This window comes from Cryptosporangium japonicum, assembly GCF_039524755.1.
Classification (GTDB): Bacteria; Actinomycetota; Actinomycetes; order Mycobacteriales; family Cryptosporangiaceae; genus Cryptosporangium; species Cryptosporangium japonicum.
The window spans coordinates 66,755-92,316 of the sequence record NZ_BAAAGX010000017.1 but is presented as its reverse complement, the minus strand read 5'-3'; the positions used below and the strand labels follow the sequence as shown (position 1 = coordinate 92,316).

Here is a 25,562-nt window from a genome sequence, read left to right as displayed (position 1 = left end):
CTCAGGCTCCGGTCCGAAAAAGGAATCATGACACTCACGAGCATCGAGACCGCGGTCCTCGTAACCGTCGTCGACGCCCCGGGCACCCTCACCTCACTGGCCGATCAGCTGCCGCCGCACTGGCGCGTCGAGAGCGCTGAGCTCGCCGACGTCGACCACACCGACCTGCTGGTGATCGGAGGTGCCAACGGTGCACGCATCCGCGCCGCGGTCCGGCAGCATCCCGGCACACCGGTCGTCGGCGTCGTCGACCCGTACGCCACCGCCGAGCACGTGGTGGAGGTGCTCGAAGCCGGCGCCGACGCCTGCGTGCGATCCGGCCTCCCGGCGCTGGTGGGCAGCCACCTGCGGGCCTGCCACCGACGTCGGGCGGCTTAGCGGTCGTGCACGTGGTCCTGGACCAGGTCCAGGCCGACGTCCTGGGGTTCGGGTTCGGGGCGGCGGCGCACGAGCAGGAAACGCCGGTCGAAGTAGACCAGCACCAAGTAGAGGAACAGCAGCGCGACGCCGATCTGCAGCCCCACCGGTAGACGCTGGCTGACCGGTGTCACCGGGGTGGCGACCGGGGTCGGGTCGGGTGCGGCCGGGAAGAGGTTCTCGGCCACCGGGCCGCCGGGGTACTCCGGCCGCCCGGCGGTGTCTTCGTCCGACGCCAGGGGGCGCGCGGTTTCGGCCTGCGGCTGAGGTTCGGGGGCGGCCGGGGCGATGCCTTGCTGGTCCTGAGGTTGGACTGCTTGGCCGGCGGGGGGCGCTATTTCCGCGCGTTGCGCGGCGGCGCGTTGTTGGGCCACGAGGGCGGCTGCTGCGCGTTGCTCGGCGGTGAGTCCGTCTGCGGTTTGGCCTTGCGCGGCCTGGTCTTGGGCGCGCTGTTGGGCCACGCGTTGTTCGGCCGCCCGTTGTTCGGCCGCGCGTTGATCGGCGGCGCGTTGTTCGGCCGCGCGTTGTTCGGCGGATCGTTGGGCGGCGGCGCGTTCGACGGCGGCGCGTTCGGCGGCCTGGCGGAGACGGGCCGCGGTGTCGGCGGCGGGGATGTCCTCGTCGGTGCGCATCTCGGCGGCTCGTTGCTCGGCCACCCGCCGCGCGGCCGCCGCACGCTGCTGCTCGGCTGCCACTCGCTGAGCCTCGGCCCGACGCGCGGCCGAGCGCTGGGCCTGCGCGCGCTGCGCCTCGACCCGCTGGGCCTCGGCCCGCCGGGCCTCCGCTTCTGCCCGCTGAGCCGCCGAACGCTGAGCCTCTGAACGCTGGGCTGCGGTGCGCTCGGCTGCGGCCCGCTGAGCTGCGGTGCGCTGCTGCGACGCGCCCTGCTGATCCGCGTGCCACTGCCCGGGCTGCTGACCGGCTCGCTCCCCCGCGGCCCGTGCCTGCCGCTCGGCCGCGGCCCGTTCTCCGGCCTCCTGCTGCCTCGCACGTGCGGCGGCCTGACGCTGAGCCTCAGCCGCCTGCTGCTGGGCCGCAGCACGAGCAGCCGCCCGACGCTGGGCCACCCGCTCCTGCTGGGCCTCCGATTGAGCGGCGGCCTGACGCTGAGCCGCGGCTCGAGCGGCGGCCCGGCGCTGAGCCGCGCTTCGGGCAACGGCGCGGCGTTGGGCGGTGCGGCGCTGGGCCGCGGTGCGGGCGGCGGCCTCGCGTTGGGCGGCTTGTTGTGGCCGGGTGCGATCGGTGGACTGCTGGGTGGTGCCGCGCTGACCGGACTGACCACTCTGCGCACCCGGAGCCCGGCCCCAGTTCTGCTGCGGCTGCGGCGCCTCGCCCCAGGGCCCGGACCAATCGCCCGGCCAGCCCTGGTCGTAGGGCCACGAGTCGGTGCCGTACCGGGGCACCTCCCAGTCGCTCGGGGCGTCCCACCGAGGCCCCCACCCGTCGTCGGCCATCGCGGGCACCGACGGTCCACACAGCAACACCGTGGCGATGCCGGCGCTCACGCACGCCGCTCCGAGCCTCCTCATCCTCCCAACGGTACTGCACAAATAGTCACAAAACGTACTCAACTATCCGTCGCGTCGTCGCGACCCGCGGTCCCGACGAGCGATCACCGCGTTCACCCCGACCGGTGCGAGCGTCACCACCGCGGCGACCAGGACCCAGGGCAACCACGGCTCCGGGCGGGGGTCACGCCAATCCTGTCGCCAGGAGTTGGCCACGACCACCCCGTGGTACATCGCCGCCGTGGCCCGACACGCCGCCGACCCACCCACGGCGCGGCATCGAGCCGCCAACGCGCGCCCGAACGCCGCGTCGATCGCCTCGCGCGCCCAGGGGCCGAGCGGCTCGCCGACCCGCGCCGCGTAGCGCAATAAGTCGTAGCCCAGGTCGTGGGCCTTGCACGGCCCGGAGAAGTCGTAGCGAGTCGCCCCGGTCGGTGCCGAACAAGCCCCCTTCGGGGCCACCCATCTCCCGTGCTCCCGCACCGGCGAGTACCCCATCACCGCCTCGAAGTCCCCCGGCGTGCGAGCACTGGACGCACGAGCACCTGGTGCGAGGTCAGCTGGCGCCGTATCGGCCGGCGTGGAAACGCCCGACGCGGAGGCACCCGGCGCGGGCACGGACGGCGCGGGCACGGACGGCGCGGGGGCGGTCAGGGCCTGGATGGCGGTGGCGGCTGGGGAGTTCCGGTGATCGGGTGGGGTCGCTGGGGCGGTGTCGCCGCCGAGGACGGTGGTCAGGGCGGTCGTCAGCAGAACCATCCACAGTCGCCGTTGCATGTCGCCCTTCCGCTCCGGGAACAGGGCGTTCCCGCTGGTCAGGACGCTAGGTGCGGGAGTTGGAACGGTCGTCCGGCCGAGGCGTGATCTCGCGCGTAGTCCGCTGGAGCGACATCACGCGAACATCACCCGCTGGTACGCCCCGCGCATCGCGCCGAGCCCGGCGCAACGAACGCGCCGCACCGCGCAGCCGCGCACGACACGGCGCAGGACCCCGCGGCGTCATACCCGGGTACCCCTCCGATCCACGTCAGCGGTATGACGACCCGACCATCCCCACCCGCCTAGGCTCGCCCCGTGCGCATACCGAGAGCCGCCCGGCCACCCCGCTGGGCTTTCGGGCCGCTCTGGGCGCTGGTCACGCTCGGGGCGTACCTGCCGCTGGCCGTGGCCGGCGCGCCGGCGGTGCTCGAGATCGACCCGGCGTGGCTCATCTGGGTCGCCGCCGCCATGACGCTCGCCTTCTGGCTGCTGCGGTCCTACCCGGTCGCGGCCTGGTACGTCACGGCGGCGCTGGCGCTGGTTCTGCCGAACATGTTCACGGTGCTCGACGACGACCCCTGGAGGTGGCCGCCGCTGCTGGGGTTCACGCTGATCGCCGCGTACGCGAACATCAGCGCCCGGGCCCCGCGCCGGGTCGCGGTCGGGGCGTGGCTCACCGCGCCGGGGCTGTTCTGGGCCTACGCGAACCCGGACGCGCGCGCGGGCTGGATCATTCTGCTGGTCGCCGTCCCGATCGTGGCCGACGTCGGCCGGACGCTCCGGCGCACCCGCACGGCGCTCGGCCGCGAGCGGGAACTCACCGAGGCCGAGAAGGCACGCACCGCCGTGCTGGAGGAGCGCGCACGCATCGCCCGGGATCTGCACGACGTCGTCGCGCACCATATGTCGATGGTGGTGGTGCAGGCCGAGACCGCCCCGTACCGGCTCGCCGGGCTCTCCCCGGAGGCCACCGCGGACTTCACCGCGATCAGCTCCACCGCCCGGGAGGCGCTCAACGAGGTCCGCGGGCTGCTCGGGGTGCTGCGTAGCGACGACATCTCCGCCGATCTCCGTCCGCAGCCCGGGTGCGACGATCTGCCCGACCTGATCGCGGGCGCGGTCCGGGCCGGCGCCGACGTCGAGTTCACCCGGGCCGGTGAGCCACGCAAGCCGCGCCCCGGCGTCGACGTGGGGGCTTACCGGATCGTGCAGGAGTCGCTGGCCAACGCCGCCCGGCACGCGCCCGGCGCCCCGGTGCGGGTCACGCTCACCTACGCTTCGAATTCCCTGGAGATCACCGTGGTGAACGGGAAGAGCGCCGAGCAGGCCGCGCTCAACTCGGCGGGGCACGGCCTCGTCGGCATGACCGAGCGCGCCACCGTCGTCGGCGGCGAACTCCGCGCGGCCCCCACCCCCGACGGCGGCTTCTCGGTCCGCGCCCGCCTACCTCTGGAGCCGTCCGACACATGAGTAATTCCGTGCGCTTGGTGATCGTCGACGACCAGGCCATGGTCCGGCAGGGGTTCGCGGCCCTCCTCGACGCGCAACCCGACTTCACCGTCGTCGGGCAGGCCGCCAACGGCGCCGAAGCGGTGTCCCTCGCCGGTCGTGTCCGCCCCGACGTGATGCTCATGGACGTGCGCATGCCGGTCATGGACGGCCTGGAAGCCACCCGCCGGATCCTGGGAGCCGACGACACCCCGCGTGTCCTCATGCTCACCACCTTCGACCTCGACGACTACGTCTACGCCGCGCTGCGTGCCGGTGCGAGCGGCTTCCTGCTCAAGGACGCGCCGGTGGCCGACCTCGTCCAGGCGGTGCGGGTGGTCGCGGCCGGTGACGCGCTGCTCGCGCCGAGCGTCACCCGGCGCCTGATCGCCGACTTCGCGCGCCGCCCGGCCACCCATCGCGCCCGCCCCGACCGTCTGCGCGTGCTCACCCCGCGGGAGACCGAGGTGCTCACGCTGATCGCCCGCGGCCTCTCGAACGGCGAGATCTCCGCGGCTCTGGTCGTCGCCGAACAGACCGTGAAAACCCACGTCGGCCGCATCCTCGCCAAACTCGACCTCCGCGACCGCGCCCAGGCCGTCGTACTCGCGTACGAGACCGGCCTGGTCGAGCCAGGCACTTAGACCGCGTTCCCCACCGCCGATAGGAGAGCAGTCAGAACTCCTGGAGGCCGAGTGGAACGTCGTCGCCGATTCGCGGTGACCGCCGTGGCGTTCGCCACGGCGTACTACGCGATCGCCTTGTTCCTGGCCACCGACAGCGAGGTGTTCACCGCGGTCGCCGCGGTCGGCGGCGCGCTGGCCTGTTTCGCCGCCGCCGGGGCCGCCGCCTGGGCCGCCCGGCGCACCCGGTCCACGTCCCGGCGGGGCTGGATCGCGGTCGCCACCGGCCTCGCGATGTGGGCGACCGGCAACACGTCGAGCTTCCTCTGGCACCTGAGCGGCATCGATCACTACTCACGCACGACCGACGCGATCTACCTCACCGCGATCCCGATCCTGCTGTTCGGCCTGACCTCACTGCTGGCCGCGCAGCTGCCCGCGGTGTCGCTGCGGCTGATCCTCGACGGCGTGATCATCGCCGGTTCGCTGTTCCTGGTCAGCTGGGGCACGGTGCTGGGGCCGATCGCCGCCGAGCAGCAGTCGCCGATCAACTGGGCGATCTCGATCGCCTACCCGGTGACCGACGTCATGATGGCCACCGTCGTGCTGCTCGTGCTGAGCGCCGGCGCTCCCGGCACGCGCACACCGCTCTCGCTGCTCAGCGCCGGTTTCCTGCTCACCGCGATCGGCGACGTGGCGTACGCCCTCTTCGACCATCTCGGCAACTACAGCAGCAACGGCCTCATCAACCTGATCTGGTTCTTCTCGTACCTGTTGATGCTGCTGGGCGGGGTGTGGGTCGCCACCGATCCCCGCACCGAGCCGCAGCAGGTCACGGTTCCGCCGTACACGCTGCTGCCCTACGTCCCGTTCAGCCTGGCGATCGTCACCACGCAGGCGGTCTACTTCGTCACCGGCGGGGTCAACGCGGTGTTGGTGGTCGGCTGCGCCGCGCTGGTCATGCTCGTGCTCGGCCGCCAGCTGACCACCGTGCGCGAGAACGTCACGCTCAACGCGCGGCTCGCCTCGACCGTGGCCGAGCTGCGCCAGCGCGAGGAGGAGCTCCGGCACCGCGCTTTCCACGACGGGCTGACCGAGCTACCGAACCGGGTGCTGTTCCACACCCGCGTGGAGGAGGCGATCGCCGCGCACGACGACGAGGTCACCGTGCTCTACGTCGACCTCGACGGGTTCAAGGCGGTCAACGACCAGTACGGGCACGACGTCGGCGACGCGCTGTTGATCAAGGTCGCCGACCGGCTGCGTGAGTGTCTCGACGACCATCTCGTCGCCCGGCTCGGCGGTGACGAGTTCGGTGTCCTGCTCCCGGGCACGACCTCGCCGTCGGTCAGCACCGAGCTGGCCGAGCGGATCGTGTCGTCGATCGCCGGGATCACGACGGTGGAGGGGCGCCGCGTGCGGGTCGGGGCCAGCGTCGGCATCGCGGTGAACCAGACCGACGGCGGCGTCGGGGAACTCCTCCGCGCCGCGGACCTCGCGATGTACGCCGCGAAGGTCGAAGGCAAAGGCCGCTACGCCCTGGTCGGTTCCGCGATCACCGCGGCCGCGGGCACGTCTCCGCCTGCGGCGCGCGATGATCACGCCCGGCACGGACCGTCCACGGGTGGGGCACCCGGTCAGGCGGCGGCCAGTTCGGCGGCACCGAACGAGACGTGGAAGCGGGCACACCAGATCGAGACGCTGGTGAGCGTCTCCAAGTCGACGTCGGCGGGGATCGAGTAGTTCTGGCTGCCCTTGTTGCCTTTGAGCTCGCCGAGCTCGACGTGTTTGCCGTCGTCGAAGACGGTCCAGCCCGCGGTGCCCTCGAGGACCGGCTGGTCGGTGAGCCAGACGCGGAGGTCGGGGCCGTCGGACGTGTTCAGGTCCTCGAAGCGGAGGATCCGCGTGCCGTCGGGCAGGCGCAGGATCGCGACCGTACCGGTGGTGTCGTGCTCGTGCGTGATGAGCGTGCCGCGGGCCAGCACGGTCGTCCCGGCGTTCTTCCCGGCCGGGGCGGCGGTGCCGGCCGGAACGGAGGGGATCGTCTCCTCGACGGTGGTGCTGGTGAAGATCCGCCAGGGTTCGAACAGCGCCAACCCCGCGCCGATGCTCAGACCGACGATCGCGACGAACGTGAACAGCAGTGGGCGACGCACCGAGCCTCTTTCCGGACGAGCAGCGCACCACCGGCGCCGACCTGGCCGACCGTAGCCGCCGCTCGCCGCCCGGGGAGTCACCCAGCCGACGCCCCCACTGTCACCCCGCCGACGCAGCCTCGGCCAGCAGGGCCGTCGCGTCGAGCTCGGTGACGGTGACCGACGGGGTGTCGAGGGCGGCCAGGCAGGCGCGGTAGCCGTCGCCGGGCGTGAGCGAACGGAGGGTGGTGCGTGCCGGCAGGTCGGCCCGGTGGGCACCGAGCAGGGCGGGCGGCGCGTCGGGCGCGGTGACGACGACCTCGGTCAGGGCCACCCTCAGCCCCTCGCCGGTGGCCTTGAGCACGGCTTCCTTGCGCACCCAGTACGTGACGAAGTCGTCGCCGCGCTCGTCGGCGGCCAGCACGATCTCACGCAGCCCGGCGTTCTCCCGCGCCGAGGCTTCCTCGACGTCGACCCCGAGCGGGCCGGTGCGACCGATCGCCACCGCCACCCGGTCCCCGGAGTGCGACACCGAGCACTCCCACCCGGCGACCGGGAGCGCCGGTCGTCCGTGCGGGCGGTCGCAGTCCGGGCACCACCGGGTGATCGCCACCCGCGTCGGCGCGATCCCCAGGTGAGCGCCGCTGAGCACGCGGAGCAGACCCGCCGCGACCGTGAACCGGGCCCGGTCGGCGTCGCGCCGGTAGGCGGCGCGACGGCCCTGCTCGAGCGGGTCGAGCAGGGCCGCGAGACCGTCCGGATCGGCGGCGGTGAGCGGCCGGGCCCACCACACCTGGCACTGCCCCGGCGCCAAGGCCGGGACGGTCAGCACTGCTTGGGGTCGGCCAGGTTCGTGGTGTCGGGACGCCCGACCGCCGGCTCCGACGGCGTCGGCGCGTCGGTGGCGCCGATCGCCGGGGGCAGCGTGATCGTGTGCGACGGCTTCGGCGAGGCACTGGCCGACGGGGACTTCGTCGACTTCTTCGTCGTCGTGGTCTGGCGTCCGCCGCCGGAGCCCGAGTACATCGAGACGCCGGTGCTGGTGGTCGAGCCGCCGGACAGGTCGACGCCGCTGACCGTCGTCGTGTGGCCCTGGATGTCGGTCAGCCGGATCTGGAACGGCCCGCTGCCCGCGTTGTCGGCGGTGTAGTAACCGTCGCCGCGGCGGGTGCCGGTCTGCCAGCCGTTGCCGCCGTTGATCTCGACCCGGGTGAGTTGGTTGCCGTGGTTGATCGGCAGCACCGCGACGTAGTACTCGCTGACTTCCTGCGCCTTGAACTTCAGCGACCCGGGCAGCGACGGGTTGGCCACGGCGCGGTAGGTGACCTGGATGTCTCCGGCCTCGGGGTCGGCGAGCTGCGAGAACGCCTTCTCGCTCATGTCGATGTGGCCGGGCGCGCACGGGGCGCACGAGTCGACGACCTGCACCCGGACCGTGTTGCCGTTCGGGCCGGTGACGTTGAAGTAGGTGCCGCACGCGGCGCCGTTCGCGAACTCGTCGAAACCGAGCGCGAGGTACATGCCGTCGGCGGGCGGCCCGTCGTAGGAGCAGCCGGAGCCGCCGGAGGCGGCGAGGTCGAAGAACGTGGTGTGGCCGGAGCGGCTGTCACCGGGTTGGGGCACGGCGGCCGGAACGGCCAGCGCCTTCGGTAAGACCGCCGCGCAGGCAGCGTCGGACAGGCCCTTGAGCCCGAGCACCAGCGCGGTCACCGAGATGAGCACCGCAGCACCGATGAGCGTCGGTAAGCCCCAAGCGAGCCAACCGCGCCCTTTGCGCCGTTTTCCCTTGTGCGTGGTTTCCACTGCCAGCCAACCCTCTTCTCCCCCGGCGGACATCCTGCCCCACACGAGCAACACTAGCTAGCGTTGCCCCCTGCAACTTCACCGATAGGTGACCTGCGTCGCGGGCAGGTGGGAGTGCTCGTTGAAGGAGATCAGCGCGGTGCCGCCCCGGCCGGCGACGACCTTGGTGATGCCGCCGTTGATCACCACGCGGTGGAGTGCGACGCACCCGGCGGGCGACAGCCCGAGCAGGCGCGCTCCGATCGCCGCGATGATGCCACCGGACGTGAACACCGCCCCCGAACCACCCTTCCCGAGCGCGGCGACGAACTCCTCCAGCCCGGCCCACGCCCGCGCCGAGAACTCGGTCCAGGTCGGCATGCCCGCCGGGGTGAGCGCCCCGGAGATCCATTGCTCGAGCGCGGCGTCGAGCACCACCTGGAAGTCGCGGGACGACGTCGGCACCGGGCCGTCGTGCAGCTGGGCCGCGAGGCCCAGATGGTCGTACTCGTCGAAACGGTCGTCGACGTCGAGCGCGCCGGTGAAGCCGGCCGCCTCCAGGCACAACGCCGCCGTGTCACGCTGCCGGCGCAACCCACCGGAGATCGCGCGGTCGATCCGGACGTCCTGCGCCGCCAGCGCCGCGCCGACCGTCCGGGACTGCTCCCGGCCCAGCTCCGACAGCTCGTCGTACTCCGCCGCCCCGAACGACGCCTGACCGTGCCGGACCAGCATCACGGCCGGCATCAGCGCATCGCCTTGTGCGCACGCCACACCAGGTAGTTGACGTTGAGCCAGAACTGCCGGAACGCCGGGTTCCGCGTCTGCTTGTGGTGGTAGCGGTAGTAGATCTGCTGGGCGATCGCGGCCAGCCGGAACAGGCCGAAGACCTCGTAGAACGCCCAGTTCTCCGCGCTCAGCCCGGCGCGGTCGCAGTAGTACTCGACGACCTCGCGCCGGGTCGGCATCCCGGGCAGGTGCGTGGGCTGCCGACGGGCCCGCTGGGACAGGTACGGGTCGTCGGACTGGATCCAGTAGGCCAGCGCTCCGCCGAGGTCCATCAGCGGATCCCCGATCGTGGCCATCTCCCAGTCGAGGACGCCGACCACACGCAGTGGGTCGTCCGGCGCCAGCACGACGTTGTCCAGGCGGTAGTCGTTGTGGATGAGGCACGACTTGACGTCGCCGGGCCGGTGGTCGGCGAGCCACGCCATCACGCCCTCGGCCTTCGGCACGTTCCAGGTGCGTGCCTTGCGGTACCGGTCGGACCAGCCCCGCACCTGACGCTCGACGTAACCGGCGCCGCGCCCCAGGTCGGCCAGGCCCGCCGCGACCGGGTCGACGTCGTGGAGTTCGACGAGCGTGTCGACGACCGTGAACGCCAGCGTGCGTGCCTGCACCGGGTCCAGCTGGACCTCCGGCGGGAAGTCCTGGCGCGGGATCGTGCCGACGATCCGCTCCATCACGTAGAAGTCGGCGCCGAGCACGTCGTGGTCGTCGCAGAACGCCACCATCTCCGGCACGTACCGGAACACCGGCTTCAGGTGTTTCTGTACCCGGTATTCGCGGTTCATGTCGTGCGCCGAGGACGCTTTCCGGCCCGCCGGCGGGCGGCGCAGGATCAGTTCCCGGTCGGGATACCGCAGCAGGTACGTGAGGTTCGAGGCCCCGCCGGAGAACTGCCGCACCTCCGGCGGTGCCTCGAGGCCGTCGACGCGTTCGGCGAGCCACGTGTGCACGGTGGCCACGTCGAACGCGTCTTCGCTGCGTACCGCTCTGTCGTCTGCCACGGTACGGGACAGTACCTAGCCCTTCTCGGCTCCGCCGGTGAGCCCCTCGACGAGCAGCCGCTCCCCGGCGAAGAACAGCGCCACGATCGGCGCGGTGAGCAACACCGAGCCGGCCATCAGCACGGTGGTGGGGATCTCGATCGTCCCGGCCAGCTGCGACAGGCCCAGCGACACCGTCCACCGGTCGCGCCGCTCGACCAGGAACAACAGCGCGAACAGGTACTCGTTCCAGGCGATCATGAACACGTAGAGCGCGGTCGCGGCCAGCGCCGGCCGGGACAGCGGGAGGCTCACCCGCCAGATCACGCCCAGCCGGCCGCAGCCGTCGAGCTGGGCCGCCTCCTCCAGGCTCACCGGGATCGTCTCGAAGTAACCACGCAGCATGTACAGCGTCACCGGCACGGTCTGGGCGACGTAGACCAGCACCAACGCGACCAGCGAGCCGCGCAGCCCGAGCCGGCTGAGCACCACGTAGAGCGGAATCGCCAGCACGATCGCCGGGAACAGGTAGATCGCCAGGAACAACGCGTCCACCTGACGACGCCCGGCGAACCGCAGCCGGGTGACCGCGTAGGCACCCGGCACCGACACCGCGAGCGTCACGATCACGGTGGCGATCGAGACCGCGGCGCTCACCCCGATCAGCCGCACGAACCCCTGGCCGCCGTCCTCGACCGACGTCAGCACCTCCCGGTAGGTGTCGACCACGATCTCGCCGGGGCGGATCAGGATCGAGCCGGGCGAGAGCTGCACGTCCTGGATGAGCCGCACGGACAGCAGCACCATGTAATAGAACGGGAACAGGCTCACGACGGTGAGCACGACGATCGTCACCCAGCGCGCGACGCCGAGCACGACGTTCTCGATCCGGTCCCTGGTCATGACCGCCTCACCAACCGCAGGTAGACGCCGACGAAGAGCGCCAGCGCGACGGCGAGCACCAGCGCCTCGGCCGACGCGGCACCGATGTCGCCGCGGCTGGTCAGGAAGTCGTACACGCGCACGCTGACGACCTCGGTGCCCGATCCGCCGCCGGTCAGCAGGTACACGTCGTCGAACTTGGTGAACGTCAGCACGAAGCGCAGCACGGTGAGCACCGCGATCACCGGCAGCAGCTGCGGAAGCACGACGTGCCGGAACCGCTGGGTGGGGGTCGCCCCGTCGACGAGCGCGGCCTCCTCGAGATCGCTCGGCAGCGCCTGCATCCGGGCGAGCAGGAACAGGAACGCGAACGGGAAGTACCGCCAGCCCTCGAACAGGATCACGGTGACCAGCGCGGTCGGCACCGGTATTCCGAACAACGACCCGGACACCTCGTTGAGGAAGTCGACCGGTCGGTCCCAGCCGAGGAACCGGGTGCCCCAGGCGTTGAGGACGCCGTACTCGGGGTTGAGCATCGTCTGCCAGACGAACGTGGCCCCGACGACCGGCGCGATGTAGGGCAGCAGGAACGAGGCGCGGACGAACGTCCGGCCCCGGAACGGGCGGCGTACCGCCAGCGCCGCGGCGAGCCCGAGCCCGATCGAGAGCGCGACACCGAACACGGTGTAGGCCACCGTCGTCCAGAGCGTGTCCCAGAACCCCGGGCTGCCGAAGACCCGCTCGAGGTTCTGGAACGTGAACTCGCCGATGAGTCCGCGGCGGCGCAGATCGATGACCCGCACCCGCTGGAAGGCCAGCAGGACCGTCCAGAGGATCGGCGCCACGACCACGATCAGCACGATGATCAGCGTCGGTGTCAGCAGGGCCCACCCCGTGCGGGCCTCACCGCGCTGCCTGCTACCGCTCACTCCAGGCTCTTCTTGATGTCGTCGACCTGTTCCTGGCACTGCTCCGCGGCGGCCGACGGGTCGAGCTGGCCGCCGGTCATCGCGTTGACCGCCTTGGCGATCGGCAGCTCACCGAGCGTGGCGCCGACCAGCCGGCCCTCACCCTGCTCGATGCCCCAGCGCCCGAACGTGTCGACCGAGGAGACGAGCTGGTCGACGAGGGTCGCCGGGTAGACGGTGTCCAGCGGCGCCTTCTTGTCGACGCCGGCCGGCAACTTGCGCCAGGCGTCCACATAGGCGGTTTTGTTCGACGCGTCGCCGGTGCGGACCGGCACCTTGCCCTCGGGGGCCTGCCCGAGCCAGCGGGTGTAGCCGTCGCCCATCATGAACTCGACGAACTTCTTCGCGTTCGCGGTCTGCGCGGTGGCGCTGACCGCCCAGGACACGACCTCGCCGAACTGCGCCGGCCGCGACCCGTCCGGGCCCTTGATCGCGGTGACGACGCCGGTGTTCTTCGCGAGGTAGGTCGGGTCGGCCTGGCACTCCGGGCAGTTCGGCAGCGCGTCGGCACGCAGGCCGGCCAGTTCGTCGAGCAGGAACGACGACCAGATGACCATCGCGGCGCGGCCGGAGAAGTAGGTGGCGCGGGTCGAGTCGACGCTCTGCGCGCCCTTCACCGAGGCGTCGCTGATCAGGTCGTCGTAGAACTCGAACGCACCGACGCACTCGTCGCTGCCGACGGTGATCTTGCCGCCGTCGTCGACCAGTTCGCAGCCGTTGCCCAGCGCGAGGTGCTCGAACGTCTGGGCGGTGAAACCGTCGTTGGCGACCGTGGCCGCGGTGATGCCGACCTGGCCGCCGGTGGTGAGCTTCTTCGCGGCGGCGGAGATGGCGTCGTAGGTGGTGGGCGCGGCCAGGCCCGCTTCGGTGAACAGGTCGGTGCGGTAGAAGAGCAACTGCGCCCAGGCGTCGCTGGGGACGCCGAGCACCTCGTCGCCGTTCTTGGTCAGCGAGAGCGCCCGCTGGTTGAACGTGCCGGCGTCGAGCGATTTGAGGATCTCGCCGGCCGACCCGGTGTCGAGCAGTTCGTTCGCGTCCAACGACCAGAGCGCCGCGAGCGGGAGCGCACCCATGACGTCGGGCAGGTCACCGCCGGCGGCCGCGGCGGTGACGAGCTTGCTGAACTGGTTCTCGTCGACGCCGACGTACTTCACCTCGATGCCGGTGCTCCGGGTGAACTCGGCGATCACTTTCTGGGTGGCGGCCACGCGGTCGGCCTGGTTCTCGAGGCTCCACACGGTCAGCGTGCCGTCGTCGTCGGAGGAACCATCGCCGGAACACCCGGCCAGGACGGTAGTGGTGAGCAAGAGCGCGAGTAGTGCGGCGATCAAACCGGGACGGGTCATCAAAGACTCCTTCCGGGAGCGATTAACCCCAGAATCCCACCGATCGATTGGTTACTGGGGGATATTCGCCGTTCCGCCCCAGGGGTCTTGACGATCCTGATAGGAGAGATCCTTGTCGCCCCAACCGTCACTTTGCTAGCGTCCGCCCGCTGGACCATTCCGGGTAAGTCCTGCAACGACGCGAGGTGCGATGAAGTCACGCAGCCGGTCTGTTCTGGCGAAACTCATCACGCTGCTCGCGTTGCCGTTCGTCTCGCTCGTGGTGCTCTGGGCCATCGCGGCGAGCGCGACCCTGGGTCAGGGCATCGACCTGCTGAAGATCAACGACGAGGTCTCCGACGTCGTCAACCCGCTGCAGGAACTGGGCCGGGAACTGCGGGCCGAGCGGCTGGAATCGGTGATCGCGGTGGCCGCGCCGGAACGCAACGCCGAGGCTCTGCGCGAGCAGCGCGCACGGACCGACCGCGCGCTCACCCGGTTCCGCGACCGGGCGGTGGACGGCGCCAACACCGACGCCGTACGCGACCGGATCGACACGTTCCTCGACGTACTCGACGACCTCGACGACCGGCGCTCGGCGATCGACCGGCGCACGCTCTCCCGGCCGGCCGTCGTGGACTACTTCACCAGCGCACTCGACCTCACGCTCCCGATCGTCACCACGATTCCGCACCTCCCGGTCCCCGACTTCGCGCTCCGGGCGAACGCCACCCTGGAGCTGGCCAGCGCGATCGAGACCCAGAGCGAGGAGATGGCGGTGCTGGCCGGCGCGGTGGCCGGCGGCCGCTTCGAGGGTGACGAGTACACCCGGGCGGTCCAGCTCATCGGCGCCCAACGCCACTTCTACACCGACGTTCTGCCCCAGCTCGAACCCGTCGACCAACAGGCCTACCGCGACGTCACCGGAGGGTCGGCCGCGCGGGCGATCACCGCGGCGGAGGACTCGGTCGTGCGGTCGGGAGCCGGGGACGCGCCGCCGCCGATCGACGCCGACGACTGGATCGACAACTCGCGCGCGCTCTCCGGCCAGATGGTCGACTACAGCCTCGACGTCAGCGATCGGCTCTTCGACGACTTCATCCCCACCGCCGCCTGGGTGCTGGTCCGGATCGTCGTCGGCGGCGTGCTGGGCCTCGTGGCGGTGATCGTGTCGATCGTCGTCGCGCTGCGGATCGGGCGCTCGCTGGTGCGCGAACTGGTCGGCGTCCAACGGTCGGCGCAGAGCCTCGCGACCTACGAGCTCCCCGCGGTCGTCCGGCGGCTGCGTGCCGGCGAGAGCGTCGACGTCGACGCCGAAGTGCAGCCGATGACCGGCTTCACGATCAAGGAGATCGAGGGGGTGGCGTCCGCGATGGACGCGGCCCGCTCCACCGCGGTCGAGGTCGCGATCGAGGAGGCCCAGCTCCGGCGCGGTGTCCGCGAGGTGTTCCTGAACCTGGCCCGCCGCAGCCAGGCGCTCATCCACCGCCAGCTGACGCTGCTGGACGCGATGGAGCGCCGGGAGAAGGACCCCGACGAGCTCGAGGACCTGTTCACGCTCGACCACCTCGCGACACGCATGCGGCGGCACGCCGAGGACCTCATCGTGCTGTCCGGCTCCACGCCGGGCCGCGGCTGGCGCAATCCGGTGCCGCTGATCGACGTCATGCGCGGTGCGATCGCCGAGGTCGAGGACTACGCGCGGGTGCGTGTCGTGGGGGCGCCGCGGGCGTCGCTGGCCGGGCGGGGCGTCAGCGACGTCATCCACCTGCTGGCCGAGCTGATCGAGAACGCGACGTCGTTCTCGCCGCCGCACACCACCGTGCACGTGACCGGTGAGCTGGTGCCGGCCGGGTTCGCGATCGAGATCGAGGACCGTGGGCTGGGCATGCCGGCCGAGCAGCTGGAGGCGGTGAACCAGCGGCTGGCCGAGCCGCCGGAGTTCGACCTGCTGCAGAGCGAACGGCTCGGGCTCTTTGTCGTCGGGCAGCTGGCGCGGCGGCACGACATCCGGGTGGTGCTGCGTGGGTCGCCGTTCGGCGGTACGACCGCGATCGTGCTGCTGCCGGGCTCGATGATCGTCGCGCCGGAGGGGGCGATCCCGTCGCAGCGGCGCGAGTCGTCGCGGGTCGAGGTGGCGGGGGCACCGCCGGTGCTCACGGTCGCGGCGGAGCCGAGGGGTGCGCATCGGGCGCCGGAGGAGGCGCCGGACGTGGACGCCGCGGTGGAACCGCCGCCGGTGTTCGACGCGAGCGTGTGGTCCGGGGGCACGGACTGGAGCGTGCTGTCCGACGCCACCGTGCTGCGCCCCGCCGACGAACTACGCGCCCCGACCGGCTTCGCCCCTTCCGCCACCGAACCGGCTGGTCCCGAGACCGCTGGCGTCGAGACCGCTGGCTCCGAGACCGCTGGCTCCGAGACCGCTGGCTCCGAGACCGCTGGCTCCGAGACCGCTGGCTCCGAGACGGCTGGCTCCGAGACCGCTGGTTCGGCGCCGGTCGGACCGGCCCGCGCCGAACCCGGTCCGGGCGAGGCGACTCCCGCTCAGGCGGGGCCGGGTGGACTGCCGCCGCTGAGCCGGCGTGACCCGGGCGCGGGCTGGGAGCACCTCACGACCCAGGACCCGCTCCCCCGCCGCGAACGCCGCCGCCCCGGGCTCCCGGCCGGAAACGCGCCGACCACCGGCCCGGACAACACCGAGCCCGACAGCGCTCAGGCCGACAGCCTTCAGCCCGACAGCGCTCGGCCCGACAGCGCTGAGGCCGAGAGCGGCGCGCCCGGCAACGGCGCGCCCGGCAACGGCGCGCCCGGCAACGGCGCGCCCGGCAACGTGGCAGCCGGCCCCGGGGTGCCCGACCTCGGGGCGCCCGGGCACGAGCTGGGTGACACCCGGCCCCGGGGAGTGGCGCGGGCACCGATGGCCAGTCGCGCCGAGCCGGCGGACACTTCGGACCCGGCGAGCCCGGAACCCGCCACCACGACCCCCGGCGGCCTCCCCCGCCGCGTCCGTCAAGCAAGTCTGGCGGCTCCGCTGCGGGCCGGGTCCGGGATTCCGCAGGCTCCGGTCGAGCCCACGACGATGCGCTCGCCCGAGGAGATCCGCGCGGTGATGGGGTCCTACCAGCGCGGCTCCGTCCAGGGACGGTCGGACGCCGCGCGTACGATCGCCCCCGAGTCCGACCGGCCCGGGCCGGCGGCGCAAGACAGTGCATCCGAGCCGGACGGGGTACCAGCCGGTCAAGGGTCGAACACCGGCGCGTTGGAGGGTGAACGATGACGCAGACGGCGAGAGCCACCGGCGAACTGAACTGGCTCCTGGACGACCTCGTCGACCGGGTTCCGCACGCCCAGCAGGCGGTCCTGCTGTCGTCCGACGGTCTGATGATCGGCGGGTCGCGCGGGCTGAGCCGCGAGGACGGCGAACACCTCGCGGCCGTCGCGTCGGGGTTCCAGAGCCTCGCCCGCGGCGCCGGGCGTTACTTCGGCGGCGGCGCGGTCCGCCAGACGATCATCGAGATGGAGCAGGCGTTCCTGTTCGTCACCGCGGCCGGGCGCGGCGCCTGCCTCGCGGTGCTCGGTGACGCCGACGCCGACGTGGGCCTCATCGCGTACGAGATGGCCATGCTCGTCACCCGGGTGGGCACCTACCTGACCACGTCACCGCGCAACGCGGCGACGCCGAGGCCGGACGACCGGGCCCCGATGTGAGGGCCCCGATGTGAGGAGCCCGATGTGAGGGACCGGACGTGAGGCGGTGGTCGGGCGATGCCTAATCGGACGTGGTACGACGACGAGGCCGGCCCGGTCGTCCGCCCCTACGCGATGACGCGTGGCCGCACGCGCCCGGCGCAGGAGCTGGACGTCGTCGCCCTCGTTCTGAGCGTGCGGGACACCGTGCCGGTGGGGGCCGGCTTCGAACCGGAGCACCTGCACATCCTCGATTCCGCCCGGCGTCCGATCTCGATCGCCGAGCTGGCCGCCCACCTCGACCTTCCGCTGGGCGTGGTCCGCGTTCTCATCGACGACCTGGTGGGGGCGGGCTGCGTGGTCGTCAGACCGGCACCGACGACGGCCGAGCTGCAGAGCCGCCGGCTACTGGAGGCAGTGATCGATGGACTTCGCGCGATCTGACGCGCCCGGGGGGATCGAAGTTCCGCTCGCCCTCAAGATCCTGGTCGCCGGCGGGTTCGGCGCCGGGAAGACCACGATGGTGGGGTCGCTGAGCGAGATCCCGACGCTCTCCACCGAGGAGGTGCTCAGCGACGTCGGGATCGGCATCGACGACGTCACCTCCACCGACCGCAAAGAGACCACGACCGTCGCGATGGACTTCGGGCGGATCACGCTCAAGGACGATCTGGTCGTCTACCTGTTCGGGACGCCCGGCCAGGACCGGTTCTGGTTCCTGTGGGACGAGTTGGCCAGCGGGGCGCTCGGGGCCGTGGTGCTCGCCGACACGCGCCGGCTCACCGACTGCTTCCCGTCGATCGACTACTTCGAGCGGCAGGGCACGCCGTTCATCGTCGCGGTCAACTGCTTCCACAACGAGCAGTCGCACGGCGTCGGCGACATCGCGGCCGCGCTCGACCTCGACCCCGGCGTGCCGGTCGTGCTCGTCGACGCCCGCGACCGCCGCTCCAGTCGCGACGCGCTCATCCGCCTCGTGCAGCACGTCCTCCGCCTCGCGGCGCCGGAGTTCGCCGCGCGCCACGCCTGACTCCGCGCGGCACGTTTCGCGGGGCCGGTCCTAGGCGCGGGCGCTGATCAGCCAGCAGGCCGCGTTCCAGCGGACGCGGTCGCCGTCGACGAACGGCTGGTAGGCGGCGCGCACCGCGGTCACCGCCCGTTCCCTGGTCGCCGGATCCAGGTCGGCGTACACGAGGCCGAGGGGGCCGAACTTCGTGAAGTAGCCGATCAGCTCCGGCTCGGGCATCCAGCACTCGACGTCGACCGGCTCCAGCGCGACGTCGTGCCAGCTCGGGTCCAGCGCCCGGTGCACCACGCCCGGTTCGGCGAACGCGAACCGTCCCGGTGCCTCCGGTGGGCTCACCGGGAGGTTCGGCACCAACGGGCCGGCCGCCGTCTCGGTCACGGTCATGAACGGGTTGTCGGCCGGGCCCCGCCAGACCAGACACCGCAGGGCCCCGCCCGGACGCACGGCCCGGCGCAGGTTCGCGAACGCCGCCACCGCGTCCGGGAAGAACATGACCCCGAACCGGGACACCACCGTGTCGAACTCCCCCGGCGCGAATTCGTGCTCCTGCGCGTCGGCACGGAGGAACGTCGCCGTCGACCCCTCCTCGGCCGCTCGGACCCGGGCCGCCGCGATCATCGGTTCCGCCAGGTCCACGCCGACGCACTCGTCGACCTGCCGGGCGATCGCGACCGTCGTCGACCCGGTGCCACAGCCGACGTCGAGCACCCGGCGACCGCCCGCAGCCGTCACCGCGTCCACGAGCGTGGTCTCCAGCGGCCGCATCACGTCGTCGAGCAGCGCGCGGTTCTCCACCCAGGATCGGCCACGCGGTCCGTTCCAGCGGCTGGTCTGCGTTTCGTCTGCGGGCATCGGTGCGCTCCTCTTGTGTCCGTCCGGCTCGGGTGCCACCGTTCCACTTCAAGACGACTTGAGGTCAAGGAGTGGGTCGTGGACATCGCCGACGTGGCGCAGCGAGCCGGGCTGCCGGCGTCCACGCTGCGTTACTACGAGGAGAAAGGCCTGATCGCACCGACCGGCCGGCACGGTCTGCGCCGCCAGTACGACGAGGCCGTGCTGGAGCGGCTCGCGCTGATCGGCGTCGTCCGCTCGGCGGGCTTCAGCCTCGACGAGATCGGCCGCCTGCTCGGCGAGCGGGGCCTGGACCGGGAGATGCTCACCGCCCGCGCCGAGGAACTCGACCGGACCATCACCGAGCTCGCGGCGCTGCGCGACTCGTTGCGGCACGCGGCGGCGTGCCCGGCGCCGACGCATCGGGAATGTCCGTCGTTCCAGCAGCTCCTCCGGGCCGAGCTGGACCATCCGGTCCGCACCCGGACCTTCCCGCGGCCCGCGGGGATCGCGCGGAGTGGCGAGCGTCGATCCTGAGTCAGCGGGACAGTCCGCGCAGGGCCAGGTCCACGGACCGGCGGCGGAGAAGTCGCTCGAGGGTCGTCTCGCCGCTGACCAGGCGGCGGAACAGGCGCCAGGCCGGCGGGGCGCTCGCGATCGCCGCGTGGAACAACCCGGGCCGGCGGCTGAACGCGGTGTGGAACCGCCGCCCGGCGCGCATCTCCGCCCCGAACTCCGCCTCCACCGCGGCCGCGTACCCGGCGGTGGCCGCCGGTAAGGCGTCGCCCTCGGAGCGGGCCACCGCGACGGCCGCCGCACCGGCCAACCGACCGGAACGCAGCGCGTACGAGATGCCCTCGCGGGTCCACGGCTCCAGCAGGCCGGCCGCGTCGCCGGCCACCAGCACCCGGTCGCGGAACAGCGGCGAGTCGTCGGCGCGGCACCGGGTCAGGTGGCCGGACGAGCGGATCTCGGGCGCGTCGCCGAGGCCGAGGCGGTCGACGAACGCCGCCAGGTACTCCTTCGTGTCCGCGCCCCGGCCGCGTTCGGCGATCACGCCGACCGTGAGCGCGTCGCCCTTGGGGAACACCCACCCGTAGGAACCGGGCAGCGGGCCCCAGTCGATCAGCACCCGGCCGGCCCAGTCGCCGACGGAGGCGTCCGGCCAGGCGAACTCGGTCTCCAGACCGAGGTCGACCTGCGCGAGCCGCACGCCGACGAACGTGCCGGTGCGGCCCGACGTGCCGTCGGCGCCGACCACCGCACCGGCCGTGACCTCGCCCTCCGCGGTACGGATCCGGACCAGCCCGGCCGCCGACTCCAGGCCGGTGACGGTGACGCCCTCGCGCAGCTTCGCCCCGGCGTCGACCGCGGCCGCGGTGAGCGCGGCGTCGAGTTCGTCGCGGTAGACCAGGTCGATGAACGGCGCGTCGGCCTGCCAGGTGCGGCTGAGCTTGCCGCGGAGCGTGAACGTCAGCCGGTCGATCCGATCGCGGACCGGCGGGGCGAAGCCGACCGGGAGCGCGGCCCGGGACAGGCCGATCAGGCCGCCACCGCACGTTTTGTACCGGGGCAGCACCCCGCGCTCGAGCAGCACCACGCGGCAGCCGGCGTCGGCGGCGACCCGCGCGGCCGACGCACCGGCCGGCCCGGCGCCGATCACCGCGACGTCGTAGTCGGCACTCGCTGTCATGGCGCCACCGTAGTGGTTGGGCCTTTTCCCGAATGCGGCCCTAAGAAGATGTGAGGGCAGTCGTAATTACGCGTGTGCGCGGCGCTACAGCGGGGAAGATCTCAAAGCGGTCACGGCGGGGCAGCCACCCTCGCCGGCCGCTTGCGGTCTGGAAGGAGCGCCACGGTGCTGAGCAGTGAGGAGCGTCGACAGCTGTCGGCGATCGAAGCGTGGATCTCGGCCGACGACCCGGCCTTCGCCGCCGGTCTCGCGAAGGGGCGGCCACGCGCACCACGGCGCGATCGGCGCTGGCCGTTGCAGTTGGTGGTCGCGCTGGCGACCGGGTTCGCCCTGTTCTCGCTCGTGGCCGGGAAACCGATCGGTCTGGTGATCGGGGCGGTGATCGCGTGTGCCGCCGCGGTCGCGGACCAGCTGCGGGCGCGACGGCGGCACGGCTCGACGTCAGCGGTGGGGCGGCCGAACCGGCGGGACGGCTTCCAACCGTTCTGAGCGAGCGGGGTTAACCGGGTCGGCTGCGTAGCTTAAGAGTCGTTCAACTCACTCTCCGTAATAACCGACACACCTGGCGCAGCCGAACGCCGCCGCACGCGGGGGGTACCGCTCCGACCTGCGTAGTTAGCCCGATTCCCGGGTTCCGTCGAGCCGTCTTCGCTATCCACAGCTTCGTGACCGCCGCTCCGAACTCCCAGGTTCCTTCGGTACAGTTCCGGCGGACTACGGCCACGGACGCCGACGGCTCGATCTCGGGAGGATACGCACAGTGACGCTCGCGCCTCGGCGGCGATTCCTTCTGACGGCCGTCTCGGTCTTCGCTGTGCTCTGCGCCCTTCTGGTGGGATTACCGCACTCGGCCTCCGCCGCGGAGGACGACGAGGGCGGCACGGCCGCGCTCCGCAAGAAGCTCGACCAGGCGGCCAGCGGCTACAACAACGCCAAAGCGAAGGTCGCCTCCTCGCAGAAGCGCCAGAAGACGCTCGTGAGCCAGATCGCCGACACCGAGAAGAAGCTGACCGCGCTCACCGGTGAGGCCCAGCTGCTCGGCGCCGAGGCGTACAAGGGCGGTATGCCCGATCCGCTCACCGTGCTGGCGAACTCCGGCTCGGCCAGCGAGCTGGTGGAGCGCGCCGGCTACATGGACACGATCGCGCGGACCACCAACGGCACCCTCACCGAGCTGCGCAGCACCCAGAAGAAGCTCAAGTCGCAGCGCGAGCAGGTCGACAAGGAGCTCAAGCTCCAGCGTCAGCAGGAAAAGACGATGGCCAAGCGCCGCGCCGACGCCGAGCAGGCGCTCGTCGAGGCCGGCGGCGGCGACTCGTCGGCCGGCTTCCTGAGCGGCACGTCCGCGGCCGCCAAGCCCGCGGCGCGCAACTCCGACGGCAGCTGGCCGAACGAGAGCTGCAGCATCGACGACCCGACGTCCGGCGGGTGCCTCACGCCCCGGATGCTGCACACGTACAACGAGGCCCGGTCCGACGGGTTCACCCACTACACGCACTGCTACCGGCAGGCGTCGTTCGGCGAGCACCCGAAGGGGCGGGCATGTGACTTCGCCGCCGACACCGGTGGCTTCGGCGGCATCGCGTCGGGCGACTCGAAGGCCTACGGCGACCGGTTGGCGGCCTGGGGTGTCGACAACGCCGACCGGCTGGGCGTCCTGTACGTGATCTGGTTCCGGCAGATCTGGCTACCGGGCAGCGGCTGGAAGTCCTACAGCGGTGACGGGACGCCGTCCGGCGACCACACGAACCACGTCCACATCTCAGTGCAGTAGTTTGCGCACCTCGTCGGCGGCCATCGGGGTGCCGAAGAGGTAACCCTGGCCGAGGTGGCAGCCCAGCGCGCGGAGCCGCTCGACCTGCGTCGGCGTCTCGACGCCCTCGGCGGTGACGGTCAGGCGCAGGGTGCGGGCCAGCGAGACGAGCGTGGCGACGATCTCGGCGTCGACGTCGCCGTCGAGCCCCGGTACCGGCTGCAGGCCGGCCACGAACAGCGACGCGAGCTTCAGGCTGCTCACCGGCAGCGAGCGCAGGTAGGCGAGGTTGGAGTAGCCGGTGCCGAAGTCGTCGATCGCGATCCGGCACCCGAGCTCGGAGAGCGCGTGCAGCGTGTCGATCGGCGCCGGGCCCATCGCGGCGCTCTCGGTGAGCTCGAGCTGCAACCGCTCCGGCGGCAGGCCGGTCTGTTCGAGCACCGCGCGCACCTCGTCGACCAGGGCCGGGTCGGCGGCCTGACGCGCGGCGACGTTGACGCTCACGAACGGCGGGTCGGGCATCAGGTCGGCCCAGGAACGCGCCTCCCGGCAGGCCTCCTCGAGCACCCAGCGCCCGAGCGGCACGATCAACCCGGTGTCCTCGGCGATGCCGATGAAGTCGTCGGGACGCATCGCGCCGAAGTACGGGTGGCGCCAGCGGACCAGGGCCTCCAGCCCGCACAGCCGGCCGTCGTCGAGGTCGGTGATCGGCTGGTACTCCAGGTAGAACTCGCGCCGCTGCAGGCCGGCGGGCATCGACGCGGAGACCGTGTAGCGCATCGCCTCGGCCTCGCTGCGGGCGCTGTCGAAGAGCGACCACTGGTTCCGGCCGTCGGCCTTCGCCCAGTACAGCGCGGCGTCGACGTGGCGCATCAGCTCGCTGCGGTCGGTGGCGGAGATCGGCCGCTCGACCACGCCGATGCTCGCCGAGACCGTGAGCAGGTGCTCGTCGATCTGGCACGGACGGCACAGCTCGGCCAGCAGTTTCTCGGCCAGCGCGGTGACCTCGCCCTCGCCGCCGGACTGCTCGACGAGCACGACGAACTCGTCGCCACCCATCCGGGCCACCAGGTGACCGCTGCTGCTCACCCCGCGGTCCAGCCGCTCGGCCGCCATGACCAGCAGCCGGTCGCCGATGTCGTGGCCGAGCGTGTCGTTGATGATCTTGAAGCCGTCGAGGTCGATGAACAGGACGCCGAGCCGGGCGTCGTCGGCGGCGGTCTCGAACGCCTCGTCCATGCGCTCGGAGAACATCACCCGGTTCGGCAGGCCGGTCAGCGGGTCGTGCATCGCCTGGTAGCGCAGCGTCGTCTGGAGGCGGTGCAGGTCGGTGACGTCCTCGCCGACCGCGACGACGTACCCGGGTTCGCCGTCCTCGCCGGGTACCAGCGAGACCGTGAGCAGGCCCCAGATCGCTTCGCCGTCGCGGCGCACGAAACGCTTCTCGACCCGGACGTGCTCCCGGCCGCCTTCGGCGAGCGCGCGGTACACCTCGGCGGCGACGTCGGCCACGTCGTCGGGGTGGACGAGGCTCAGCACCGAACGGCCGCGCAACTCGTCCGCGGAGTAACCGAGCATCTCCGAGAGCGCCGGGTTGACGTCGAGCAGCGCGCCCTGGACGTCGCCGATGCCGATCGCGACCGCGGCGCCGGAGAACACCGCCCGGAACCGCGCGTCGCTGGCGCGGAGGGCTTGTTCGGTGCGGGTGCGGGCGATCAGGTCGGCCCGGCGGATCGACTCCTGCTCGGTGAGCGTCATGTCGCGCAGCGCCCGGGTGTACCCGGCCGCGAACGCGCCGATGACCGTCCAGGTGGCGGTGCGTGGACGCGGTTCGCGGTCGAGCTCGGCGGCGAGCATCGCGATCGAGCGCTGCAGTGCGTCGACGCCGGTGAAGTGCGCACCGACGAGCGCGGCGCCGGCCTCCTCGGCGACGGCCGTGTCGGGGGGCTCGGCGCGCACCGCGGTGCGGAGCCGGTCGACGAGGTCCTGGAGGAGCTGGGCCAGCTGGGCGTCGCTGACGGTGACGTAGGAGGTGTCACCGATGGCGGCGGCCCAGCGGCGGCCGAGTAGGGATCCGGAGTCGGGTTGCCCCGGATCCCGCAGCGCGGTCACCGCAGGCGCCCCACGCCGGCGTACGTGGCGGTGCGCTCGGGCGGTGTCGCCGAGGGCAGTGCACCCGGCTCGGGACGCCAGAGCGGCACGAAGACGACACCGGGGTCGACCAGGTCGTACCCGTCGAAGAAGCGTTCGATCGTCGCTTTGTCCCGCGAGACCAGCGGGTTCGCGCTCCGCGAGTAGAGGGCCTCCATCGCGGGCCCGCGGTCGCCCTGCTGGTCGGCCGTGCCGTGCGAGATCGCGAGCAGGCTCCCCGGCACGACGGCGTCGCGGTACCGCGCGATCAGCGACGCCGGGGCGGCCGACTCGGGCACGAAGTGCAGCAGCGCGACCATCAGCACCCCGACCGGCCGGTCGAGGTCGAGGTGGCGCCGGGCCTGCCCGAGGACGGTGTCCGGGTCGGTGACGTCGGCCTGCACGACGGTCGCCCGGGGCACGTCCTCCAGAATGGACTGACTGTGTGCGACGGCGACCGGGTCGTTGTCGACGTACACCACCCGGGCGTCCGGAGCCTCGTCGAGCGCCACCTCGTGGACGTTGCCCACGGTGGGGATGCCCGACCCGAGGTCGAGGAATTGACGTACGCCCTGCGCGATCATGTAGCGGACCGCGCGACGCAGAAAGGCTCGATTGGCACGCATGTTCCCCGGTAATTCCGGGAGAATGCGAATGGCCTGTTCCGCCATCGCGCGGTCGACCGCGAAATTGTGCGATCCGCCCAGGTAGTAGTCGTAGACCCGCGCCGCGCTGGGCCGTTCCGGCTCGACGTCCGACGCGGGGTGCTGTTCCACGCGGCCTAC

At 72.0% G+C, this 25,562-nt stretch carries 25 protein-coding genes; 11 read left to right on the top strand and 14 right to left on the bottom strand.

Annotated elements, in window-relative coordinates:
- Positions 1–27 precede the first annotated feature (27 nt).
- Positions 28–378 carry a hypothetical protein gene (locus ABD437_RS22355; RefSeq protein ID WP_344650853.1) on the top strand — a complete coding sequence of 117 codons (351 nt, stop codon included), beginning with the start codon at positions 28–30 and terminating at the stop codon, positions 376–378.
- Here the strand turns inward: ABD437_RS22355 and ABD437_RS22350 are convergent.
- On the bottom strand, positions 375–1,946 hold the full coding sequence (locus ABD437_RS22350; RefSeq protein WP_344650852.1) for a hypothetical protein: 1,572 nt from the start codon (positions 1,944–1,946) through the stop codon (positions 375–377). The genes ABD437_RS22355 and ABD437_RS22350 overlap by 4 nt on opposite strands.
- A gap of 42 nt (positions 1,947–1,988) precedes the next feature.
- Positions 1,989–2,702 carry a phospholipase A2 gene (locus tag ABD437_RS22345; protein ID WP_344650851.1) on the bottom strand — a complete coding sequence of 238 codons (714 nt, stop codon included), beginning with the start codon at positions 2,700–2,702 and terminating at the stop codon, positions 1,989–1,991.
- Positions 2,703–2,999: 297 nt separating this feature from the next.
- Between ABD437_RS22345 and ABD437_RS22340 the strand changes: the two genes are divergently transcribed.
- The 3 genes from ABD437_RS22340 to ABD437_RS22330 all read left to right on the top strand — a co-directional run bounded on the left by ABD437_RS22340 (position 3,000) and on the right by ABD437_RS22330 (position 6,538).
- Entirely contained in the window at positions 3,000–4,154 is a 1,155-nt protein-coding gene (locus ABD437_RS22340) for a sensor histidine kinase (RefSeq protein ID WP_344650850.1), read from the top strand.
- Entirely contained in the window at positions 4,151–4,816 is a 666-nt protein-coding gene (locus ABD437_RS22335; protein WP_344650849.1) for a response regulator, read from the top strand. The genes ABD437_RS22340 and ABD437_RS22335 overlap by 4 nt, the downstream gene beginning before the upstream one ends.
- Positions 4,817–4,900: 84 nt before the next feature.
- Complete coding sequence (locus tag ABD437_RS22330) at positions 4,901–6,538, top strand: diguanylate cyclase domain-containing protein (RefSeq protein ID WP_344650848.1); 1,638 nt, start codon at positions 4,901–4,903, stop codon at positions 6,536–6,538.
- On the opposite strand, the gene ABD437_RS22325 is transcribed toward ABD437_RS22330, so the two are convergent.
- The 8 genes from ABD437_RS22325 to ABD437_RS22290 all read right to left on the bottom strand — a co-directional run bounded on the left by ABD437_RS22325 (position 6,433) and on the right by ABD437_RS22290 (position 13,677).
- Positions 6,433–6,951: a DM13 domain-containing protein gene (locus tag ABD437_RS22325; protein ID WP_344650847.1), complete on the bottom strand. Its 519-nt coding sequence runs from the start codon at positions 6,949–6,951 to the stop codon at positions 6,433–6,435. The two genes, ABD437_RS22330 and ABD437_RS22325, sit on opposite strands and share 106 nt — an antisense overlap.
- A 100-nt stretch (positions 6,952–7,051) precedes the next feature.
- Positions 7,052–7,744, bottom strand: coding sequence for a 4'-phosphopantetheinyl transferase family protein (locus tag ABD437_RS22320; RefSeq protein WP_344650846.1), 693 nt, complete (start codon positions 7,742–7,744; stop codon positions 7,052–7,054).
- An 11-nt stretch (positions 7,745–7,755) separates the two neighbouring features.
- Positions 7,756–8,652: an expansin EXLX1 family cellulose-binding protein gene (locus tag ABD437_RS22315; protein ID WP_344650845.1), complete on the bottom strand. Its 897-nt coding sequence runs from the start codon at positions 8,650–8,652 to the stop codon at positions 7,756–7,758.
- A 159-nt stretch (positions 8,653–8,811) separates the two neighbouring features.
- The gene (locus ABD437_RS22310) at positions 8,812–9,459 is read right to left on the bottom strand and encodes a histidine phosphatase family protein (protein WP_344650844.1); all 648 of its coding nucleotides are present in this window, start codon (positions 9,457–9,459) and stop codon (positions 8,812–8,814) included.
- Complete coding sequence (locus tag ABD437_RS22305) at positions 9,459–10,502, bottom strand: phosphotransferase family protein (protein WP_344650843.1); 1,044 nt, start codon at positions 10,500–10,502, stop codon at positions 9,459–9,461. Before ABD437_RS22305 ends, ABD437_RS22310 begins: the two co-directional genes overlap by 1 nt.
- A 15-nt stretch (positions 10,503–10,517) precedes the next feature.
- Positions 10,518–11,384 (bottom strand): carbohydrate ABC transporter permease, encoded by an 867-nt coding sequence (locus ABD437_RS22300; protein ID WP_344650842.1) that lies wholly within the window; start codon positions 11,382–11,384, stop codon positions 10,518–10,520.
- Positions 11,381–12,292 carry a carbohydrate ABC transporter permease gene (locus tag ABD437_RS22295; RefSeq protein ID WP_344650841.1) on the bottom strand — a complete coding sequence of 304 codons (912 nt, stop codon included), beginning with the start codon at positions 12,290–12,292 and terminating at the stop codon, positions 11,381–11,383. The genes ABD437_RS22300 and ABD437_RS22295 overlap by 4 nt, the downstream gene beginning before the upstream one ends.
- Complete coding sequence (locus tag ABD437_RS22290) at positions 12,289–13,677, bottom strand: ABC transporter substrate-binding protein (protein WP_344650840.1); 1,389 nt, start codon at positions 13,675–13,677, stop codon at positions 12,289–12,291. Before ABD437_RS22290 ends, ABD437_RS22295 begins: the two co-directional genes overlap by 4 nt.
- A 190-nt stretch (positions 13,678–13,867) precedes the next feature.
- On the opposite strand from ABD437_RS22290, the gene ABD437_RS22285 reads away from it, so the two are divergent.
- The 4 genes from ABD437_RS22285 to ABD437_RS22270 are packed head-to-tail and all read left to right on the top strand — an operon-like array spanning position 13,868 to position 18,373.
- The gene (locus ABD437_RS22285; protein ID WP_344650839.1) at positions 13,868–16,933 is read left to right on the top strand and encodes a sensor histidine kinase; all 3,066 of its coding nucleotides are present in this window, start codon (positions 13,868–13,870) and stop codon (positions 16,931–16,933) included.
- Positions 16,930–17,364, top strand: a complete 435-nt coding sequence (locus ABD437_RS22280; RefSeq protein WP_344650838.1) for a roadblock/LC7 domain-containing protein — start codon at positions 16,930–16,932, stop codon at positions 17,362–17,364. The genes ABD437_RS22285 and ABD437_RS22280 overlap by 4 nt, the downstream gene beginning before the upstream one ends.
- A gap of 57 nt (positions 17,365–17,421) precedes the next feature.
- Complete coding sequence (locus ABD437_RS22275) at positions 17,422–17,787, top strand: DUF742 domain-containing protein (protein ID WP_344650837.1); 366 nt, start codon at positions 17,422–17,424, stop codon at positions 17,785–17,787.
- Positions 17,768–18,373 (top strand): GTP-binding protein, encoded by a 606-nt coding sequence (locus tag ABD437_RS22270; protein ID WP_344650836.1) that lies wholly within the window; start codon positions 17,768–17,770, stop codon positions 18,371–18,373. Before ABD437_RS22275 ends, ABD437_RS22270 begins: the two co-directional genes overlap by 20 nt.
- 30 nt (positions 18,374–18,403) lie before the next feature.
- Here ABD437_RS22270 and ABD437_RS22265 read toward each other — a convergent pair whose 3' ends face one another.
- A complete protein-coding gene (locus ABD437_RS22265) occupies positions 18,404–19,222 on the bottom strand; it encodes a class I SAM-dependent methyltransferase (RefSeq protein ID WP_344650835.1) in 819 nt (272 codons plus the stop codon).
- A gap of 78 nt (positions 19,223–19,300) precedes the next feature.
- Here ABD437_RS22265 and ABD437_RS22260 point away from each other — a divergent pair, with 78 nt between their 5' ends.
- Entirely contained in the window at positions 19,301–19,738 is a 438-nt protein-coding gene (locus tag ABD437_RS22260) for a helix-turn-helix domain-containing protein (protein WP_344650834.1), read from the top strand.
- Position 19,739: 1 nt separating this feature from the next.
- On the opposite strand, the gene ABD437_RS22255 is transcribed toward ABD437_RS22260, so the two are convergent.
- A complete protein-coding gene (locus ABD437_RS22255; RefSeq protein ID WP_344650833.1) occupies positions 19,740–20,894 on the bottom strand; it encodes a geranylgeranyl reductase family protein in 1,155 nt (384 codons plus the stop codon).
- 165 nt (positions 20,895–21,059) lie between these two features.
- Between ABD437_RS22255 and ABD437_RS22250 the strand changes: the two genes are divergently transcribed.
- Both ABD437_RS22250 and ABD437_RS22245 read left to right on the top strand, forming a co-directional pair.
- Complete coding sequence (locus tag ABD437_RS22250; protein ID WP_344650832.1) at positions 21,060–21,383, top strand: DUF3040 domain-containing protein; 324 nt, start codon at positions 21,060–21,062, stop codon at positions 21,381–21,383.
- 343 nt (positions 21,384–21,726) lie between these two features.
- The gene (locus ABD437_RS22245) at positions 21,727–22,668 is read left to right on the top strand and encodes a coiled-coil domain-containing protein (protein WP_344650831.1); all 942 of its coding nucleotides are present in this window, start codon (positions 21,727–21,729) and stop codon (positions 22,666–22,668) included.
- On the opposite strand, the gene ABD437_RS22240 is transcribed toward ABD437_RS22245, so the two are convergent.
- Together ABD437_RS22240 and ABD437_RS22235 are read right to left on the bottom strand one after the other, a co-directional pair.
- Positions 22,657–24,759, bottom strand: coding sequence for a putative bifunctional diguanylate cyclase/phosphodiesterase (locus ABD437_RS22240; RefSeq protein WP_344650830.1), 2,103 nt, complete (start codon positions 24,757–24,759; stop codon positions 22,657–22,659). The genes ABD437_RS22245 and ABD437_RS22240 overlap by 12 nt on opposite strands.
- A complete protein-coding gene (locus ABD437_RS22235; protein ID WP_344650829.1) occupies positions 24,756–25,553 on the bottom strand; it encodes an SAM-dependent methyltransferase in 798 nt (265 codons plus the stop codon). The genes ABD437_RS22240 and ABD437_RS22235 overlap by 4 nt, the downstream gene beginning before the upstream one ends.
- Positions 25,554–25,562: the final 9 nt, after the last annotated feature.

What these genes read in the sequence shown, in the direction of transcription:
- ABD437_RS22355 (WP_344650853.1), top strand. Translation starts at nt 28, where the DNA reads ATGACACTCACGAGCATCGAGACCGCGGTCCTCGTAACCGTCGTCGAC.
- ABD437_RS22350 (WP_344650852.1), bottom strand. Translation starts at nt 1,946, where the DNA reads ATGAGGAGGCTCGGAGCGGCGTGCGTGAGCGCCGGCATCGCCACGGTG.
- ABD437_RS22345 (WP_344650851.1), bottom strand. Translation starts at nt 2,702, where the DNA reads ATGCAACGGCGACTGTGGATGGTTCTGCTGACGACCGCCCTGACCACC.
- ABD437_RS22335 (WP_344650849.1), top strand. Translation starts at nt 4,151, where the DNA reads ATGAGTAATTCCGTGCGCTTGGTGATCGTCGACGACCAGGCCATGGTC.
- ABD437_RS22310 (WP_344650844.1), bottom strand. Translation starts at nt 9,459, where the DNA reads ATGCCGGCCGTGATGCTGGTCCGGCACGGTCAGGCGTCGTTCGGGGCG.
- ABD437_RS22300 (WP_344650842.1), bottom strand. Translation starts at nt 11,384, where the DNA reads ATGACCAGGGACCGGATCGAGAACGTCGTGCTCGGCGTCGCGCGCTGG.
- ABD437_RS22290 (WP_344650840.1), bottom strand. Translation starts at nt 13,677, where the DNA reads ATGACCCGTCCCGGTTTGATCGCCGCACTACTCGCGCTCTTGCTCACC.
- ABD437_RS22285 (WP_344650839.1), top strand. Translation starts at nt 13,868, where the DNA reads ATGAAGTCACGCAGCCGGTCTGTTCTGGCGAAACTCATCACGCTGCTC.
- ABD437_RS22280 (WP_344650838.1), top strand. Translation starts at nt 16,930, where the DNA reads ATGACGCAGACGGCGAGAGCCACCGGCGAACTGAACTGGCTCCTGGAC.
- ABD437_RS22275 (WP_344650837.1), top strand. Translation starts at nt 17,422, where the DNA reads ATGCCTAATCGGACGTGGTACGACGACGAGGCCGGCCCGGTCGTCCGC.
- ABD437_RS22270 (WP_344650836.1), top strand. Translation starts at nt 17,768, where the DNA reads ATGGACTTCGCGCGATCTGACGCGCCCGGGGGGATCGAAGTTCCGCTC.
- ABD437_RS22265 (WP_344650835.1), bottom strand. Translation starts at nt 19,222, where the DNA reads ATGCCCGCAGACGAAACGCAGACCAGCCGCTGGAACGGACCGCGTGGC.
- ABD437_RS22255 (WP_344650833.1), bottom strand. Translation starts at nt 20,894, where the DNA reads ATGACAGCGAGTGCCGACTACGACGTCGCGGTGATCGGCGCCGGGCCG.